At 33.5% G+C, this 17,206-nt stretch carries 18 protein-coding genes; 8 read left to right on the top strand and 10 right to left on the bottom strand.

Going from position 1 to position 17,206, the window contains the following annotated elements:
- Genes ABJD27_RS05685 through ABJD27_RS05665 form a run of 5 tightly spaced genes read right to left on the bottom strand, consistent with a single transcriptional unit; the run spans window position 1 to window position 4,109 of the window.
- Window positions 1-435: a hydroxymyristoyl-ACP dehydratase gene (locus ABJD27_RS05685; RefSeq protein ID WP_348169669.1), complete on the bottom strand. Its 435-nt coding sequence runs from the start codon at window positions 433-435 to the stop codon at window positions 1-3.
- Complete coding sequence (locus ABJD27_RS05680; protein WP_348169672.1) at window positions 432-1,229, bottom strand: SDR family oxidoreductase; 798 nt, start codon at window positions 1,227-1,229, stop codon at window positions 432-434. Before ABJD27_RS05680 ends, ABJD27_RS05685 begins: the two co-directional genes overlap by 4 nt.
- 2 nt (window positions 1,230-1,231) lie before the next feature.
- On the bottom strand, window positions 1,232-2,284 hold the full coding sequence (locus ABJD27_RS05675; RefSeq protein WP_348169674.1) for a type III polyketide synthase: 1,053 nt from the start codon (window positions 2,282-2,284) through the stop codon (window positions 1,232-1,234).
- The gene (locus ABJD27_RS05670; protein ID WP_348169677.1) at window positions 2,281-2,991 is read right to left on the bottom strand and encodes a methyltransferase domain-containing protein; all 711 of its coding nucleotides are present in this window, start codon (window positions 2,989-2,991) and stop codon (window positions 2,281-2,283) included. Before ABJD27_RS05670 ends, ABJD27_RS05675 begins: the two co-directional genes overlap by 4 nt.
- Window positions 2,988-4,109 (bottom strand): NAD(P)/FAD-dependent oxidoreductase, encoded by a 1,122-nt coding sequence (locus tag ABJD27_RS05665; protein WP_348169680.1) that lies wholly within the window; start codon window positions 4,107-4,109, stop codon window positions 2,988-2,990. Before ABJD27_RS05665 ends, ABJD27_RS05670 begins: the two co-directional genes overlap by 4 nt.
- A 291-nt stretch (window positions 4,110-4,400) precedes the next feature.
- On the opposite strand from ABJD27_RS05665, the gene ABJD27_RS05660 reads away from it, so the two are divergent.
- The 3 genes from ABJD27_RS05660 to ABJD27_RS05650 all read left to right on the top strand — a co-directional run bounded on the left by ABJD27_RS05660 (window position 4,401) and on the right by ABJD27_RS05650 (window position 7,156).
- On the top strand, window positions 4,401-6,032 hold the full coding sequence (locus tag ABJD27_RS05660) for a vitamin K epoxide reductase family protein (RefSeq protein WP_348169683.1): 1,632 nt from the start codon (window positions 4,401-4,403) through the stop codon (window positions 6,030-6,032).
- Between the two features lie 156 nt (window positions 6,033-6,188).
- Entirely contained in the window at window positions 6,189-6,371 is a 183-nt protein-coding gene (locus tag ABJD27_RS05655) for a hypothetical protein (RefSeq protein ID WP_348169686.1), read from the top strand.
- A gap of 590 nt (window positions 6,372-6,961) precedes the next feature.
- The gene (locus ABJD27_RS05650; protein WP_348169689.1) at window positions 6,962-7,156 is read left to right on the top strand and encodes a hypothetical protein; all 195 of its coding nucleotides are present in this window, start codon (window positions 6,962-6,964) and stop codon (window positions 7,154-7,156) included.
- Window positions 7,157-7,219: 63 nt separating this feature from the next.
- Here the strand turns inward: ABJD27_RS05650 and ABJD27_RS05645 are convergent, their stop codons facing one another.
- Window positions 7,220-9,226, bottom strand: a complete 2,007-nt coding sequence (locus ABJD27_RS05645) for a dehydrogenase E1 component subunit alpha/beta (protein WP_348169690.1) — start codon at window positions 9,224-9,226, stop codon at window positions 7,220-7,222.
- 164 nt (window positions 9,227-9,390) lie between these two features.
- Between ABJD27_RS05645 and ABJD27_RS05640 the strand changes: the two genes are divergently transcribed.
- The 5 genes from ABJD27_RS05640 to ABJD27_RS05620 are packed head-to-tail and all read left to right on the top strand — an operon-like array spanning window position 9,391 to window position 13,423.
- Window positions 9,391-10,341 (top strand): 2-oxoglutarate and iron-dependent oxygenase domain-containing protein, encoded by a 951-nt coding sequence (locus ABJD27_RS05640; RefSeq protein WP_348169693.1) that lies wholly within the window; start codon window positions 9,391-9,393, stop codon window positions 10,339-10,341.
- A gap of 9 nt (window positions 10,342-10,350) precedes the next feature.
- Entirely contained in the window at window positions 10,351-10,680 is a 330-nt protein-coding gene (locus ABJD27_RS05635) for a translation initiation factor (protein WP_348169695.1), read from the top strand.
- A gap of 39 nt (window positions 10,681-10,719) precedes the next feature.
- A complete protein-coding gene (locus tag ABJD27_RS05630) occupies window positions 10,720-11,652 on the top strand; it encodes a DUF1835 domain-containing protein (RefSeq protein WP_348169698.1) in 933 nt (310 codons plus the stop codon).
- Between the two features lie 6 nt (window positions 11,653-11,658).
- Window positions 11,659-12,531, top strand: coding sequence for a nucleoside phosphorylase (locus tag ABJD27_RS05625; protein ID WP_348169701.1), 873 nt, complete (start codon window positions 11,659-11,661; stop codon window positions 12,529-12,531).
- 37 nt (window positions 12,532-12,568) lie between these two features.
- On the top strand, window positions 12,569-13,423 hold the full coding sequence (locus tag ABJD27_RS05620) for a substrate-binding domain-containing protein (RefSeq protein WP_348169704.1): 855 nt from the start codon (window positions 12,569-12,571) through the stop codon (window positions 13,421-13,423).
- Between the two features lie 280 nt (window positions 13,424-13,703).
- Here the strand turns inward: ABJD27_RS05620 and ung are convergent, their stop codons facing one another.
- From ung to ABJD27_RS05600, 4 genes are all read right to left on the bottom strand, one after another.
- Window positions 13,704-14,369 carry a uracil-DNA glycosylase gene (ung, locus tag ABJD27_RS05615; RefSeq protein ID WP_348169707.1) on the bottom strand — a complete coding sequence of 222 codons (666 nt, stop codon included), beginning with the start codon at window positions 14,367-14,369 and terminating at the stop codon, window positions 13,704-13,706.
- 78 nt (window positions 14,370-14,447) lie between these two features.
- Window positions 14,448-15,605, bottom strand: a complete 1,158-nt coding sequence (locus ABJD27_RS05610) for a hypothetical protein (RefSeq protein WP_348169710.1) — start codon at window positions 15,603-15,605, stop codon at window positions 14,448-14,450.
- Between the two features lie 4 nt (window positions 15,606-15,609).
- The gene (locus ABJD27_RS05605) at window positions 15,610-16,056 is read right to left on the bottom strand and encodes a hypothetical protein (protein WP_348169713.1); all 447 of its coding nucleotides are present in this window, start codon (window positions 16,054-16,056) and stop codon (window positions 15,610-15,612) included.
- A gap of 90 nt (window positions 16,057-16,146) precedes the next feature.
- Entirely contained in the window at window positions 16,147-16,956 is an 810-nt protein-coding gene (locus ABJD27_RS05600; RefSeq protein ID WP_348169716.1) for a hypothetical protein, read from the bottom strand.
- Window positions 16,957-17,206 lie beyond the last annotated feature (250 nt).

Raw genomic sequence — 17,206 nt, 5'->3', positions numbered from 1 at the left:
TTATACTTGAAAAACTCCTGCTAACTCTCCTTGACAAACTACTTCGTCTTGACTGTTATAAAGCTTTACATTACATTTTAACTTATTAAATCTAAAATACTTCATATCGGACACCACTGTTACTCTTTCATTAGGATATACAGGCTTTAGGTACTCCACATTAGCATTTGTAAAAGCTACTTTCATATCCTGAAGTGGTGCTTTGTCTTTAAGTAAGTAAATACCTAAACACACAAGTCCTATTTGTGCCATGCATTCTGTAAGAATGACACCTGGTGTTACTGGGTATCCTTTAAAATGTCCTTTATAGAAGAAAGCATCATCTGTAAAAGTATAGGATCCTTTTATATGGGTATTGGTTACAACTTCTATATCATTTACAAATAGAAATGGCTCTGTATAAGGTAATAGTGCTATGATTTCTTCTCCTTTCATCGTATGTGTTCTCCCCCGTCTACAGGTATAACGGCTCCATTAATCCAAGAAGCTTCATCTCTACATAAAAGATACACTGCATTTGCTACATCATCTGGGATAGTCAAACGTCCATAAGGATTACGCTCTATCGATTTCTCTTTCATAATAGCACTTCCTGGTATTAATCGCAAGCTTTCTGTATCTGTTACGCCAGCTTGTATACAATTTGCTTTTATGCCCAATGGTGCAAATTCTAGCGCTATACTACGTGTGATACTCTCTAAGGCTGCTTTTGCAGCTGCGACAGCTCCATACTGTTTCCAGGCTTTGTGACTTCCTTCACTTGTAAAGGAAATAATTCTCGCATCTGGTGAGAATAAGTTCGCTTTCGCGAAAGCGGATACCCAGTCATATAAACTTATTGCCATAGCATCTAGTGTACGTACAAAGTCATCATGACTCAAAATAGTTCCTCCATCGCTATGCAAAGGTTTCAAATTTCCTCTTGCAATACTATGTATCAATGTTTTTATATGTCCTTTACCTATTTCTTTTAATAAATCATCGATTACCTGCAAACGCTTTTCTGTATTCATAGCATCTACATTATAGGCTAATACATGTATACCAAAAGATTTCATCTCTTGAACTGCTTCTTCAAAAGGAGCTAGTACACTTCTTCTACTACGATGTACAATACAGATGTTCATGCCTTCTCTAGCAAGCTTATGAGCAGTAGCAAGTCCTAAGCCACTACTTCCGCCTAAAACAATACCCCATTTTCCTTTATAATCTTGCGTAGCATCTATCATACTTACCATTTTAATAACACGCGTTGTGCTGAGAATCCTGGGCCAAAACTGAGCATAATCCCTATATCGTCTTTAGGTAATTTTTTATCCAGAAATCGTTCTAAAACATACAAAACAGTAGCACTACTCATATTTCCATATAATCGTAATACTTCTTTGGTATCATCTATATTCTTTCCTAATTTTCCAAAAAGATCTTCTACAGTTTCGACAATTTTACGTCCTCCAGGATGAAATATAAGGTGATTTACAGCATCTATATTTAGTTTATTTTTTTCTAAAAAGGGATGTATAATATCTGGAAACTGTTGTGCTATTGTTTCTGGAACTTTTTGGTCAAGGATCATTTGCAATCCCGTATTTACAAGCTTAAAACCCATCATTTGTTGTGCATCATAAAAATGATACATTTCTGTATCTATAATTTCTGGACCTTCGTCTTCCTCTCTAGATGAAAGTAATACACAAGCGGCTCCATCTCCAAAAATAGCAGCGCTCACTACATTTACCATAGAAAAATCTGTGTGTTGAAATGTAGCTGTAGGGCTTTCTATGGCAATAACAGCAGCACGTTTACCAGGGTTTGCTTTTAAAAACTCATTGGCATATACAACTCCAGAAACTCCTGCAGCGCACCCCATTTCTGTTACGGGTAATCGTACAATATCTTGTCGTAACTGTAAACTATTAATCAAATAGGCATCCAGTGAAGGAATCATGATCCCTGTACAACTTACTGTAATAATAAAATCTAATGATTGCGATTCCCAGTTTGCTTTCTGAAAAGCTTTTTGAAGTACTTGCTCTCCGAGTTTTACAACTTCTCGGGTATAGATATCATTTTTTTCTTCGAAGGTTGTTGCTGTAAAGACTTCTTCTGGCGCCATAATACTATAACGCTTATCGACAGCTGCATTACCAAAAATCTTTTTTACTTTTCGTTTAAAACGATCATCCTGCTCATGCAACCATACATCTAAAAAGGGAATAATTTCGTCTGTAGTTCTATGGTATTGCGGAAGTTGTTTTGCAACAGTGGTAATCTTTACATTCATAGGGTTTTAATTAACCACAAGTATCGAAATGCCCATTTCCAAGTGATCTCAGAATGTTCTAGTTTCAATTGTTGTGCAAATATTTTTAATTCTTCTTTTCTAAATCCGCTTGCAATAGACACAAGTCCATCATTTTTAGCCACATGGCTTTTGATAAAAATACGACTAAATAATCTAAATAACAGATATGCTATTTTACTTCTATGTAAGTCGTTTATAATTACTGCAACTTGCGCTAGTTTTACAAATTGCTTCATAAATCTAAGAATCTCTTGATCCTTAAAATGATGTAAAGTAAGTGTACATATTACTATATCACAACCAAACATCTCATTATCAATAGTTAATATATCCTTTTCTAACAATGTTATTTCTGGGTATGTTTTTGACAACTCAATTCCCATCGCAATACTTTGTGAACTTAAGTCAACTCCTATTAACTGTAAGTGTATATCATTATTTTTAAAATAGTCTGCAATAAGACGAAGCATCTCTCCATCTCCACAACCTACATCTACAATGGTCCATTCTTTTTTTAATGGGTTTTCTTGTATGAGTTTTTCTATGGCCTTAAATGTGATCGCATTACCGCCTAGCATCTTGTTTGACTTAGAAATATCAATAAGTGCATTTCTTAAATCTACCTCAGGAATATCGGGATCATCCATGAGTTCTCTTTCTGTAGATCTAACAGTTATATCTCTCATACTAATGGATGCCCATGTGTGGATTTTATAATATTCTTTAATACGTAAGGAGAAGTTCCTACTAATGATACTCCTATACGTGTCAATCTTTTATTTTGTAATGCTTGTTGGATAAGTCGTCCTGCTTTAAGACGTTTTTGAAAGGCAAGGTTCCATTGTTTTGTATATAAATCTTCAAGTTGATCTCTAGAGATATTTTGTAATCGTTGTGCTACAAGTAAGCTTGCTGCAATCTTTGCACTATGAATTGCCATGGCCATACCGTTTCCACATAATGGATGGATTAAACCAGCACTATCTCCTATCATAAGAATATGATCTGTTACGGGTTCTTTCTTATCAAATGATATTTGACTTATCGTTAAGGGTACATCAAAGACAATCTCACTGTTTTCAAAAAAGGTTTTCAATTCTTTATTTTTATATAGTACACTTTTTTGATACGCATCTATATTTTTATATTTTTTGAACGATTTATAATCTGCTAGATAACATAGATTAATGTGATCTGTTTCTACTTTTGAAAGGCCACAATAGCCACCATTAAAGTTATGAAGGGCTACGACATCGCTAGGGAAATCTGCCTTATAATGTGCTTTGACACCAAGCCAAGATGATTTTTTTTGTATAAATTTTCGCGAAAGCGTGATATCAATATTACTTCGTTTTCCGTAAGCTCCTAAAACATAATCTGCTTTAAAACACTGATTGTTAGACGTTGTAATTTGAAATTGAGTTTCTTGAAAAACAACACTCTTTACAGTTGCCTGAACCACTTGAACTCCGAGTACAATAGCTCTATCAACCAAAATTTGATCTAATGCAAATCTACTTATTCCAAATCCTCCCAGTGGTAATTCTATATCAAGTGTCGTTCCTGATAAGCCAGAGAATTGAAATCTATGTATTCTTTTTGCTTGATGTTCAAAGGGATTAACCCCTAATATTTCTAGGTATGGAAGGACTTCATTAGATACGTATTCACCACAAACTTTATGTTTAGGAAATTGATTTTTTTCAATTAATATTACTTCAAAGCCTTCTTGTGATAAGTGAATAGCACTCGTCAAACCTGCAAGGCCTCCTCCTATAATTAAAATAGTGTTTTTTGTATTCACAATAAGGGAAGTTAAGTATTCCTTTTAAAAGTAGTCGTTACAAAACAAATATTTATACCATTTATAATAAAACAATTAATATCTCTAGCGTGTACTTCAAATGTCTTTATATTTTTAAAACTATGAAGATAGTATGTAATAAAATGACCCAATGATTTTGATTTTAATACCACATATGCTGTTATAATTTTCATTTATTTTAATACAATTTGCTAATCAATGTATTTTTATGTAAAAATAAAATGTAACTTAGAACTTGTGATTTAACACTTTACATACATCAAAACATATATGCAAGATCAATTATTTAATATTCTTTACAAATTATTGGTAACGAATAAGATTAAACTTAATAAAGAGGAATTAAAATTACAATTATTAAGTCACCCATCATACCCCAGTTTACATTCAGTAACTGGAGTTCTCAAGCACTTTGGGGTGCCAAATCTTGCTTTACAAGTACCTACAGATCAAGATACATTAGATCAATTGCCTACTACTTTTATAGCAAATGTAGCTGGTGATAAAGGAAATAATCTCGCTTTAATAGAGAAGAAAAAAGGAGCTATACAAATGCATCTTGATCAAAAGCAAGTAAAAAGTGTATCTGTTACCAAGTTTATAGAAATTTGGGACGGTATTATAATTGCGGTAGAAAAAGATGAAACGGTAAAAGAAGAACAAACAACAAATACCACAAAAGTATGGCAATGGTTATGTATTGTTGGACTTGTAGCTATAGGTGTTCTTTTATTTAAAGACACTTCTCTTTTTGTAGGAATTCATTATTTCCTAAGTGGAGTTGGGTTGATTTTAAGTATCCTTATTGTATCTCACTCATTAGGGATAGAATCTGCTAGTACTGCCAGTATTTGTAATTTATCAGAAAAAACAAGCTGTGATGCCGTTCTTAACTCGAAAGGAGCCAAAATAGGTGGTTTATTAACACTCAGTGATGCAAGTATACTAGCATTTGCTGGATACATTTTATTTTATTGTTTATCATTATTAAGTAACACACCTACTGTGGCCATAATAGCTGCATTAACATTATTCTCTATTCCATTTGTGTTATACTCTGTATATTATCAAGCTAGTGTTTTAAAAAAATGGTGCCCGTTATGTTTAGGTATTGTAGGTGTTCTAGCGCTTCAAGGTGTTATTTTGTTTGCTACAGGTAATTATAATGAATTTGCTTCTATAGGATTAAAAGAAGCTGGATTATATGTGACTAGTTTATTGATCATTGCAAGTCTTTGGTTTTACATTAAACCGTTATTGCATAAGAAAGTGGCATTAGGTAAATTAAAAATAGAAAGTAATACGTTTAAAAGAAACTTTTCAATCTTTCATACATTACTAAAGGAGAATGATGCAATTGTAAATGATATGAATCTTCCTCAAGAGATAGTTTTAGGGAATAGAGATGCACCAATAGAAGTCATTTTGGTTACAAGCCCGTTGTGTTATTACTGTAAACAAGCACATACAGATATAGAGAATGTATTAAAACAAGCTGATAACCTACTTAAGATTATTGTTCGTTTTAATGTAGGAGCAGACAATCCCGAAGATACAGGATTTCAAGTGACTTCACATTTAATACACGCATATAATACAGAAGGAGAGGTAAGCTGTATGAAGATGATGCACGAAGTATATCAAGATGATGTTGATTTAAAACAATGGTTAAAACAAAAAGAATCGATACCAAATGCAGATTATGGTGATGTCTTAAAAGCTCAAAAAGAATGGTGCACAAAGAATAGCATTAACTTTACACCAGCTCTTTATATTCTTGGCAATCAATTCCCAAAAGAATATGATAGAAGTGATTTGTCATTATTTTTAGACGATCTAGCCGAGTTATCACAAAATCAAGCAACAGAAATAGGAGATGATAATGCGCTTATTTCTTCATAAAGAATGATCAAGAAATTATTAACTTTAAAACTATATAAAAAGTAAAAATTAAATTTTCAATAAAATATATTTTGTTAATCCCTATACTACAAATAGCATAGACAATAACCTGAATGTCTCTAAATTGTTCAGGAATTTTAACTTAATATTTTTATCATGAAAAAATTAATGAATCTTAAAGGAGCTCAAACATTAAATAAAGCTCAACAAAAAGAAGTTAATGGAGGTGCAAAACTATGTAATGGAAACTGCGCTGGAAGACCACAAGGATCACGTTGTTATTATCACGGTCATTGTGGATGTCCAGGAGTATGCTTAAACGGATGCGTACCTTTATAGAATAAGATATCAACATTCAGAACTAGATATAAATTTTAGTTCTGAATGTTTTTATACTTTTTAGCCTATCATACAATAGACACTAGTAGTTATACTATACTTGAATTATTAAATGGGAACTGTTCAGGAAAACCAGATAGATCACGTTGCTATTATCAAAGTCATTATAGCTATCTAGGTGAATGCTCTAGTAATTATGGAGGATGTATTCCATACTAGAAAATACATGATAACAATCAAACTTAGAAAATACTATCTAAGCTTGATTGTTACTATTTTTATTTAAAATTTTCCTATAAAATATATCCCATATCTACATTATGGGTAACAAATCAAACTTTCTGACTCTATAGAGTATAGCATGCTTATTTATTAAGTAGTGGATACTCGTCGTATTCTATATTGTATTTGAATTACTGAATTGCAGATAATAGAACAACCAGACACACTTCAAGGCATACACCGTTACATTAAGAAAGTTATAAATGAGATTTAAAAATAAATTTTGTTATCCCTATCCTACAAACAGCATAGACACTAACCTGATGTCTTTAAACTGTTCAGGATTTTTAACTTAATATTTTATTATTATGAAAAAACTAATGAATCTTAAAGGAGCTCAAACATTAAATAAAGCTCAACAAAAAGAAGTTAATGGAGGTGCAAAACTATGTAATGGTAATTGCGCTGGAAGACCAAATGGAGCGCGGTGCTATTATCAAGGTCATTGCGGTTGTCCAGGTGAATGTTCTACTAGTCAGGGAGGGTGGTGTATTCCTTACTAGAAAATACCTAGTAACATTCAGACTTAGATTAAACTATTTAAGTCTGAATGTTATTTTCTATTTTTAATACGCCAGTAATTCTTTTAATCGCTCTTCAAGTCGAGTACGAGAAAGATATTGTTCTTCTAGTTGTTCTGCAAAAGGAATAGGTGTATCTATACTTGTTACACGACGTATAGGAGCATCCAGAAATTCAAAACATGCTTCAGTAATCATTGCCGATATATCTGACATCACGCTTCCAAAACCTGCATCCTCTGTCAACAATAAAACTTTACCAGTTTTCTTTACAGATGCATATATTGCCTCTGTATCTAGAGGTTGTAATGTTCTTAAATCTATAAGATCTGCAGAAATAGCCGTATTCTTCTCTAACGTTTCTAAAGCCCAATGTACTCCAGCTCCATAAGTAATAATTGTTACATCATTTCCTTCTTGTAAAGAAACTGCCTTTCCTATAGGTAGTGTATAATATGCTGTAGGCACTTCTTGACGTATTCTTCTGTATAATGCTTTATGTTCAAAAAACAGTACTGGATTTGGATCTTCAATGGCTGCAGCAAGTAATCCCTTAGCATCATAAGGAAATGCTGGATAGACCACTTTAAGTCCTGGTGTATGTGTAAACCAAGCTTCATTTGTTTGTGAATGATATGGTCCCGCTCCTACTCCTGCGCCACAAGGCATACGTACAACAACATCTGCTGGTTGTGACCAACGATAATGTGACTTTGCCAAGTAATTTACAATAGGATTAAAACCAGAAGTAGCAAAATCTGCAAATTGCATTTCCATGACAGCTTTTTTTCCATTAATTGCAAGCCCCATAGCCGCTTCTACAATAGCGCTCTCACAAATAGGAGTATTACGAACACGTTCCTTTCCAAAAGCATCTACAAAGCCATCTGTAATCTTAAAGACACCTCCATACTCTGCAATATCTTGCCCCATAATCACAAGATCATCATAACGCTCCATAGATTGTTTTAATCCTTCAGAAATAGCATCTATAAGACGTAATTCTTCAGTTTCTTCATTAGGAGGCGTATCTTGATATGTATATGGAGCATATACATCTAGTAATTCTGTTTCTAGATTAGGAATAATAGCCTCTTCATTATAAGCTATATCTAAATTTTCATTAATTGCTTCTTTGATTTGAGAAGCCATTTCTTCATGCATCTCTTCTGTAAGAACATCTAATCCTAATAAGTAATTTTTATAATTTTCTATTGGGTCTTTTTCAGCCCAAGCTTCCATTAATTCTTTAGGGACATATTTTGTACCACTCGCCTCTTCGTGACCACGCATTCTAAACGTTTTAAACTCTAGTAATACAGGTCTTGGATTAGTACGTATATCTTCTGCTAGCGCGTTTACGGTAGTATAAACTTCTAATATGTTATTACCATCTATGATATGACTTTCCATACCATATCCTAGAGCTCTATCGGCTAAGTTTTCACAATTATATTGTTCGCTTGTAGGTGTAGAGAGTCCATATCCATTATTCTCTATACAGAATAAAACCGGTAACTGCCATACAGAAGCAACATTAAGTGCTTCGTGAAAATCTCCCTCACTAGTTCCTCCTTCTCCTGTAAAAACAGCCGTAACTGCTTTTTCTTTACGCAATTTATGAGCTAGAGCAATTCCATCAGCAACGCCAAGTTGAGGTCCCAAATGAGAAATCATTCCTACAATATTGTATTCTTGAGTTCCAAAATGAAAACTACGATCACGTCCTTTTGTAAAGCCACTTGCTTTCCCTTGCCATTGTGCAAAAAGACGATATAAAGGAATCTCACGTGTTGTAAACACTCCCAAATTACGGTGCATCGGCAGTATATACTCTTCAGATCGCATAGCTGTAGTCACTCCTACAGAAATCGCTTCTTGACCAATCCCTGCAAACCATTTTGAGATTTTACCTTGTCTAAGAAGAATAAGCATCTTCTCTTCAATAAGTCTTGGAGTAAGCATTGCTTTATATAATTGCAAAAGCATTTCGTCCGTAAGTGTACTACGGTCGTAATCAAAATGAACTTTGGGTGCAGTTTTTGTTGCCATTTTCTGATATTAAGAACAAATCAAATGTAGAAAAATAAGTAACAACAGAAACGTTTTATTTTAAATTTATAGAAGAAAAAATATTAGATATACGCTTTCGCGAAAGCGTATGCCTACACACGAAAATTCGTATCTTTGTAAGACAGCTATTTAAGATAAAAGTAATGAATAATATACCAAGTGTAGATCTCGCCGATTTTTTGAGCGACGATCCCAATCGCAAGCAAAAATTTGTACAGGAAATAGGAACTGCTTATGAGGAAATAGGTTTTGTTTCTTTAAGGAATCACTTCTTAGATGACGCTCTCGTTAATGGGCTATATAAAGAAGTTAAAAGTTTTTTTGCATTACCTCTTGAGGATAAAGCAAAATATGAGATAGAAGGATTAGGTGGACAACGTGGATATATCTCTTTTGGAAAAGAACATGCAAAAGGAAAAAAAGAAGGCGATTTAAAAGAGTTTTGGCATTTTGGACAAGAAGCAGATGAAGATGCAAATCTTATAGAAGAATATCCAGAAAATGTTATTGTAAATGAACTTCCTGATTTTAATGCAACAGGTATGGAAGCCTATCGTATGCTTGAAAAGACAGGTATTTACGTATTAAGAGCACTTGCATTATATATAGGACTTGATGAGCACTATTTTGATCATTGGGCAAGTAATGGAAATAGTATTTTACGCCCGATACACTATCCTCCTATCACCGAAGAACCTAAAGGAGCCGTACGTGCTGGAGCGCATGGAGACATTAACCTTATCACCCTTCTTATGGGAGCTTCTGCAGGAGGATTACAAGTACTTCGTAATGATGGAGAATGGATCGATGCGATTCCTAATGAGGATGAACTCGTTATTAACGTAGGAGATATGCTAGAGCGTCATACCAACAATAAACTCCGTTCTACCATACATAGAGTAGTAAACCCTCCAAAAGAACAATGGGATACGCCTCGTTTTTCTATTCCATTTTTTATGCATCCACGTAGCGATATGAAATTAAACTGTCTAGATGCATGTGTAAATGAAGAACATCCTAAAGCATTTGATGATATTACTGCTGGAGATTTTTTACATCAACGTCTGGTAGAAATCGGATTAATAAAGGAATAAATCTATCTCATGGATTTACAAGATCAACTCAAAAACCTTTTTCCAGATCATACCCCTTCTGAACCAGAAATTCAAGAAGAAACGGAGAATACATTATGGATGCAAGACGATCCTCTTATCTGTAAGTATGAAAAGCGTAAAGGCAAACCTATTACTATTATAGAAGGGTACACAGGCGCCGACAGTGATTTTAAACTCCTTGCCAAAGAGATTAAAAAACTCCTTAGCGTAGGTGGTAGTTTTAAGAATGAGCAGATCATTATACAAGGAGATTATCGTGATAAAATTATGACCTTCCTAAAAGATAAAGGTTTTAAAGTGAAACGCGTTGGGGGATAAATAAATTACCGTAAGTACCACTTTATATAAATATCAATTTTGTCTACAAAAACATTACATATTACTAATGGTGACAGCCTTAATAATTGGCTTCTTGATCTAAAAATCAAAGGTGATTATGCGGTATGGAGAGAAATGCTTTGTGAAGGAAAAACAACCTATACGATAGGAAGTAAAACTTTTATTGACGATCGTACTACTTTTTTTAAAACCGATTACAATCTAGGAGACTCTAATTATGAAGCCAAATTTATCACTCAACTAGAACTGATAAAAAGTTGTCATGAGTATGATGAAATTATCCTTTGGTTTGAATACGATGTATTTTGTCATATCAATATGATAGCTTGCATAAGCTACCTTTTACAAAGTCATTGTACAACTCCAATCTATCTTGTCTGTAGTGGCGAGATATCTGGAGAAACTGGTCTCAAAGGGCTTTCAGAACTTACCGAGAAACAATTGCTTGAGCATTATGAGCAAAAAATACAATTAACTTCTAATGACCTCTTACTATGTGATCATCTCTGGAAGATCTATTGTAGTGATGATCACACGCAGTTACAACCAGAACTAGCTACAGGTAGTAGTTTTCTATACTTATATGCATGTATAAAAGCACATAAAGAACGTTTTCCAGATAAAGTATCGGGTTTAAATGCACTAGAAATTCAGATTCTCAAACGTATAAAAGAGCATATTCCAACTTCAGAACATCAATTATGCAGACATATATTACGTAATCAAGGATACTATGGGTATGGAGATATGCAAATCTTTAAGATAATCAAACGTCTTTCTTCCTATTTTGAATCTCTAGAAGAGCACCTTACCTTAACAGAAAAAGGACGTAAAGCACTCGATGGAGAGTATACCATTTATGAAGGTCGAGAAAAACCTTGTTATTTTGGAGGTGTCTCAAAATACGCATACATTTATAATAAAGACACACAACAACTTATAACCTCTTAACACCCTATGAGCATTCCCGCTTCCGAACTTATTTTAAATCCAGACGGTAGTATCTATCATTTACATCTTCGTCCAGAACATCTTGCTACTACAGTGATTACTGTAGGTGATCCAGATCGAGTAGATACCGTTACAGGGTATTTTGACACGATCACGCATACAGTACAGCGAAGAGAGTTTAAAACAACGACGGGAATCTATAAGAATAAATCCATTACTGTGATCTCTACAGGAATTGGGACTGATAATATTGATATTGTTTTTAATGAACTAGATGCTCTTGCAAATATCGACCTAGAAACACGTATGATAAAGGAGACGCATACATCTCTTGACATTATACGTATAGGTACGAGTGGTGCAATTCAGGAAGAAATTCCTGTAGATTCTTTTCTTTTAAGTGATATGGCCATTGGATTAGATGCATTACTCCATTTCTATAATAGTACGCATATACAGTATCCTGAGATTCAGAAAGCATTTGTAAAACATATGGATTGGTCTCCTCAAAAAAGCGAACCCTATATCGTTTCTTGTAATAAGGAACTTGCATCTGTTTTTAATGGAGAGAACATAGTTAAAGGCGTCACAGCTACAAACATTGGTTTTTATGGACCGCAAGGAAGAGTCCTTCGATTACCAACTTCTGATGCAATGATGAATATGAAATTGGGGGAATTCCGCTTTCGCGAAAGCAAAATTACAAACCTAGAAATGGAAACTGCAGGTATTTATGGTCTAGCTAAACTTTTAGGACACAGAGCTGTATCTCTTAATGCAATTCTAGCAAATAGAGTAACTGGAGACTTTAGCACTCAACCCAGCAAAACCGTAGACAAATTAATACAATATACATTAGATCGTATCGCAACTATGTAATAGGATTTGCGTAATTTTATACTACATTTTAATACACATGAATATCATACGAATAGGAGGCGTTCCTGAGCATTTTAATCTTCCATGGCATCTTGCCTTAGAAGAAGATTTATTTTTTAAAGCTGGAGTATCTGTCGTTTGGGTTGAATTTCCTGAAGGAACTGGTGCAATGAATAAAGCATTACGAGCAAAAGAAATAGACCTCGCTGTTATACTCACTGGTGGCGTTATAAAGGATATTGCAAACGGCAATCCTTCTAAGATTTTACAATTGTATGTTTCTTCTCCTCTATTATGGGGCGTTCACGTACCTCATCATAGTCCTTTTACTACTATTGATGAACTGCAATATGCAAAAGCAGCAATAAGTCGCTATGGTTCTGGATCACATGTAATGGCACATGTACAAGCAAAACAAAGAGGATGGGATACTTCAAAACTAGAGTTTGAAGTGGTCAATACACTAGAAAATGCTGTAGAAGCACTTACAGAAAAGAAAGCAGACTATTTTATGTGGGAACATTTTACTACAAAACCTATTGTAGATGCTGGAATCTTTAGAAGATTAGGAGACTTTCCTACTCCGTGGAGTTGTTTTGTTATTGCTGGGACAGACGACGCTATTAAAACTAAGAGTAAAGAAATACAAACAGTACTCCAAGTTATTAATACTGTTAGTCGTGATTTTAAAAAAATACCATCTATAGATCGTACGCTAGCCCATCGGTATGAACAACAACTGGAAGACATCCAAAAATGGTTATCTGGCACTACCTGGTCTCAAGAACAAATCACTACCGAAGAAATTAATCGTATTCAGTCAAAATTAACTGAATTACAAATGATTGATAACGAGATAGATGCAAATGAAATTTATGTTAATTTACATTAATTTAATTTTTTTTTAACTTTAGACGCAACCTTATTGAATTTTACGCATCTATAAGGTATACTAATTAATTTGGGGACAATGACTACATTTTTTATAGTAATAGGAATTTTGGTTGCAGTAAATTTTTTACTCTTACAGTTTAGCTGTAATAAAACCATTGAGCCTGATCCAGACGAAGAATAAACGTTCAGATTTATATATATAACACAAGACTAAATGGCGCTGAAGCTTAATTCAAATTTTCGGCGTCATTTTTTTATGCCATAAATTTAAGGGCTTATTACCACTGTATCTCTTTCTTTCCAAAAGAAATCAATAATTCATTCGTCTTACTGAAATGTTTATTCCCAAACCAATATCCCCTATTAGCACTCAAAGGTGATGGATGTCCTGCTGTAAGAACGTGATGTTTTGAGGTATCTATTTTTGCTCCTTTCTTTTTTGCATATCCGCCCCAAAGAAGGAAAATGATGTTTTTACGCTTTCGCGAAAGCGTACTTATCACCGCATCCGTAAAAGTCTCCCATCCTTTTCTTTGATGAGACCCTGCTTGATGAGCACGTACCGTTAGAGTGGCATTTAATAAAAGAATTCCTTGGGATGCCCATCGCTCTAGATTACCAGTCTTAGGAAATGGAAGTCCTAGGTCTGTTTCTATTTCTTTAAAGATATTAATCAGGGAAGGAGGCATAGCAATCTCATCTTGTACAGAAAAACACAAGCCATTAGCCTGTCCTACTCCGTGATAAGGATCTTGTCCCAAAATAACCACTTTTACCTCATCAAGTGGACAATGATCAAAAGCATTAAAAATATCTTTCTCATTTGGAAAACACGTATAAGAAGTATATTCATCTGTGACAAAAGTGGATAGGTTTTTAAAGTACTCCTTCTCAAATTCGGTCATGAGTTCTTCCTTCCAACTTGCATGTATATTTACATTCATGTATGCGCTACTATTGATAATGTATAAAGTTACGTGCTTTCTCTAAAAAAACACAACTAAAGTATCAATTACACACCTTTAATCATATTCATTAATACCATATAATACCTCTTTCATCTTACTTCCGTTAATCTCAACAGGTTTATATGCTGTGTTAAATTTATCAATTGCTATGGAGATGTTACTTTTAAGTTTTTTATACTCTGCAGGAATCTTTGTAGCACATTGTTTTTCATTTTCATAACTATTGAGCATAATTCCAAATTTCTCATAAAACTTTGCTCCTTGGTCTATATGAGAATTATATTGTGTGATAAATTGCAGTAATCTATCGATAGGAAATTCCAAATTAATTTGCATTTTATGTGCTCTGTAACGTTGAGTATCATCTTGAATGATACTATTTAATGTTTCTAAATAGCTGTATAGATGTTCTCTTACCTCATCCCAGTCATCACTTCCTCTACATTCCTTTAATGCTGTTTTATATTTTATAGGTTTTGTAAAGTCTACAAAGAGTTTTTCTAATTCTAGAATAATATTATCATTACTTTTTTGAAGAAATGCTGTCTCAAAATAGATAGTGTTTAAATCGTTATGCATACGCAATGTAAAATCTAAAATACACTCCACATCTTTTAACTCTGCTTCTTTTTCTTGTTTTGATCCATTATTACTTGTAAATAAAGAAACAAATGAATATAAGATAGATGTATAAATATTATCTCCTAAAATAGAAGGAAGTGTAAACCCCATTTTTTTATTCTGATGACTAGATAAGCCGTCTTTCAATTTTTCAAATTCAGGGTAATGATTAGGATTACTTAAATTATTAATCTCATTAAAAGTTGCTACAGATGTAAAATGGTGATCTAATGATAATGTCTTTTCATATAAAATCTTTATGATCTGTAACCCTTTTAAATAACGCACTTTGCTCAAATCTGAAACTTCAGATAATACACTAAACGCTAGTTGATCTTGTAGTTGATCTTTTTTAATAAGCAATGCAACTTGCTTTTCTAAAATAATGGTATTCTTTAATCTTGAGTTGATTTTGTGTAGTTCTGTTTCTAATGAATGATGTATCGCATTGTATTTATTAGTGATAAACGATGTCTCCTCTATTAAATCCATTAAAACGATCTCTAACTCATCCGTATCAGAAATTGTATTGCTAAAACATAATTGATTTGTACATAATAGTAAGCACAAGAAATAGAAAAAATGTTTCATAACATTATAGTTTAAAAGTAATTAATAAATGTTCTTTAGATACATAAACTGGGTAACTTCCTTTTGTAATAATAACCGTTTGTGACGGTATTTGTAAATAGGTTACCAGCGTTGTGTTTAGTGTAAAATCATCATCCATGATAAAGGACAATGTCATATCAATATCTGATGCTTGTATAGGTCTTCCTAAGATTTGAATTTCCTCTGCTGTACTGATACGGTTTCTGTCTATAGTAAAAGTAATGGCAGCCTTATTATCATTGTATGCGATAACTGTATTATTACTGTCCATGTTTTTCTCCTCACTTATACTACACAATCCATTAGTTCCTCTACAGTGTCTTCCACTAAAGTTTGTATTACCAGAAGTTTCATTTTTTATAACTCCATCTTGAGATATACTAGATATTGTATACCAGATACAGAATAATAGTGTTATTGCTTTTTTCATAATTCCTAAAGACTATTGATGAGAAATAATGTGGTTATATTATATATGGCTAGTACTTTAACTTCTTTAAAGTACTAGCCATATCAGGTACTATTTCCAAAGCTGTGCTGAATTTCTTGCCGTACTAAAGAAAGCATCCATAGCAAAAGAATCTCTTTCGGATAAATCATTGTCTGATCGTACTTCTCCTTCTACAAAATCAAGATTTGCATTAAATGAATCTACTGTATTACTATTTAAAAGTAAAATCAAATAATCACGGAATTTTTGTGTATCCACAGTATCTGGTAAATGCTTCAAGATAAACTCAATAATCATATCGTTATTATTAGGAACTCTTAAATACATACTCTCCTGAACAATTTGATCATAATCTTTTTTAGTGAGTATAGGCGTTGTCCCTCTAGGAAATACTCTTTCATCATTTATCACAAACTTATAGAAGGTATCTCTATTAAAAGTGTTGTGTTTATCAAAGTATTCAGATATGATTAGATTATGTAATTGCCCAATTTGGTCATTCTGATTAGTTGTTGTTTTTGAAGTTCTTGAACTTCTTGAGTTTCCTGAGTTTAAAGCTGACTTTATAACCTGAGCTTCTTCGGCATGCTCTACAGAAGAAGAGTTACTTGTGACAGCAACAGAAGCGCTTGCACCTCCTAATATTGCGCCGCCTCCTAAGGCTACCCAACCACCTGGTGTAATCGAACCAGGCCCTATAAATCCTCCTACGGCACCAGCGCCACCTAGAGCGCCACCTGCATCTACCAATGCTGTTTTCCACCATGGTAAATCATCAGATGATCCAGGTGGTTGTGCCGGTTGTGCTTTTACGCTTACTGATAAAAAGAAAATAAGTACTACTGAAAGTGTCGTTATTCTATGTATAAAATTTTTCATAATATGGTTGTATTATTAGTTTACCTACTCATACGCTTTTCGGTTTCCGCGAAATTTTAAAAGTGTTTCATAATTAAATGAATCAAACACTCATTAAGGATTCTGTAAGACGATCTACCTTGTAGAAGTTATCTTTGTACTGTTTAAAAAATTAGCTCATAAAATATATTTGATTTTGATTAGTAATAATTTTTAACATCTGTAAATCAAATAACTAGGGAATCATAGTTGGTTGATTTCTGTTACAAAT

Source organism: Dokdonia sp. (assembly GCF_039945015.1).
In the GTDB taxonomy this organism is placed as follows: domain Bacteria; phylum Bacteroidota; class Bacteroidia; order Flavobacteriales; family Flavobacteriaceae; genus Dokdonia.
Note: the sequence above shows the minus strand (reverse complement) of the source record. Positions and strands in the feature narration are given on the sequence as shown.

Coding starts and splice junctions, on each gene's coding strand:
- ABJD27_RS05685 (WP_348169669.1), bottom strand. CDS start 435: ATGAAAGGAGAAGAAATCATAGCACTATTACCTTATACAGAGCCATTT.
- ABJD27_RS05680 (WP_348169672.1), bottom strand. CDS start 1,229: ATGATAGATGCTACGCAAGATTATAAAGGAAAATGGGGTATTGTTTTA.
- ABJD27_RS05675 (WP_348169674.1), bottom strand. CDS start 2,284: ATGAATGTAAAGATTACCACTGTTGCAAAACAACTTCCGCAATACCAT.
- ABJD27_RS05670 (WP_348169677.1), bottom strand. CDS start 2,991: ATGAGAGATATAACTGTTAGATCTACAGAAAGAGAACTCATGGATGAT.
- ABJD27_RS05660 (WP_348169683.1), top strand. CDS start 4,401: ATGCAAGATCAATTATTTAATATTCTTTACAAATTATTGGTAACGAAT.
- ABJD27_RS05655 (WP_348169686.1), top strand. CDS start 6,189: ATGAAAAAATTAATGAATCTTAAAGGAGCTCAAACATTAAATAAAGCT.
- ABJD27_RS05650 (WP_348169689.1), top strand. CDS start 6,962: ATGAAAAAACTAATGAATCTTAAAGGAGCTCAAACATTAAATAAAGCT.
- ABJD27_RS05645 (WP_348169690.1), bottom strand. CDS start 9,226: ATGGCAACAAAAACTGCACCCAAAGTTCATTTTGATTACGACCGTAGT.
- ABJD27_RS05640 (WP_348169693.1), top strand. CDS start 9,391: ATGAATAATATACCAAGTGTAGATCTCGCCGATTTTTTGAGCGACGAT.
- ABJD27_RS05635 (WP_348169695.1), top strand. CDS start 10,351: ATGGATTTACAAGATCAACTCAAAAACCTTTTTCCAGATCATACCCCT.
- ABJD27_RS05625 (WP_348169701.1), top strand. CDS start 11,659: ATGAGCATTCCCGCTTCCGAACTTATTTTAAATCCAGACGGTAGTATC.
- ABJD27_RS05620 (WP_348169704.1), top strand. CDS start 12,569: ATGAATATCATACGAATAGGAGGCGTTCCTGAGCATTTTAATCTTCCA.
- ung (WP_348169707.1), bottom strand. CDS start 14,369: ATGAATGTAAATATACATGCAAGTTGGAAGGAAGAACTCATGACCGAA.
- ABJD27_RS05610 (WP_348169710.1), bottom strand. CDS start 15,605: ATGAAACATTTTTTCTATTTCTTGTGCTTACTATTATGTACAAATCAA.
- ABJD27_RS05605 (WP_348169713.1), bottom strand. CDS start 16,056: ATGAAAAAAGCAATAACACTATTATTCTGTATCTGGTATACAATATCT.
- ABJD27_RS05600 (WP_348169716.1), bottom strand. CDS start 16,956: ATGAAAAATTTTATACATAGAATAACGACACTTTCAGTAGTACTTATT.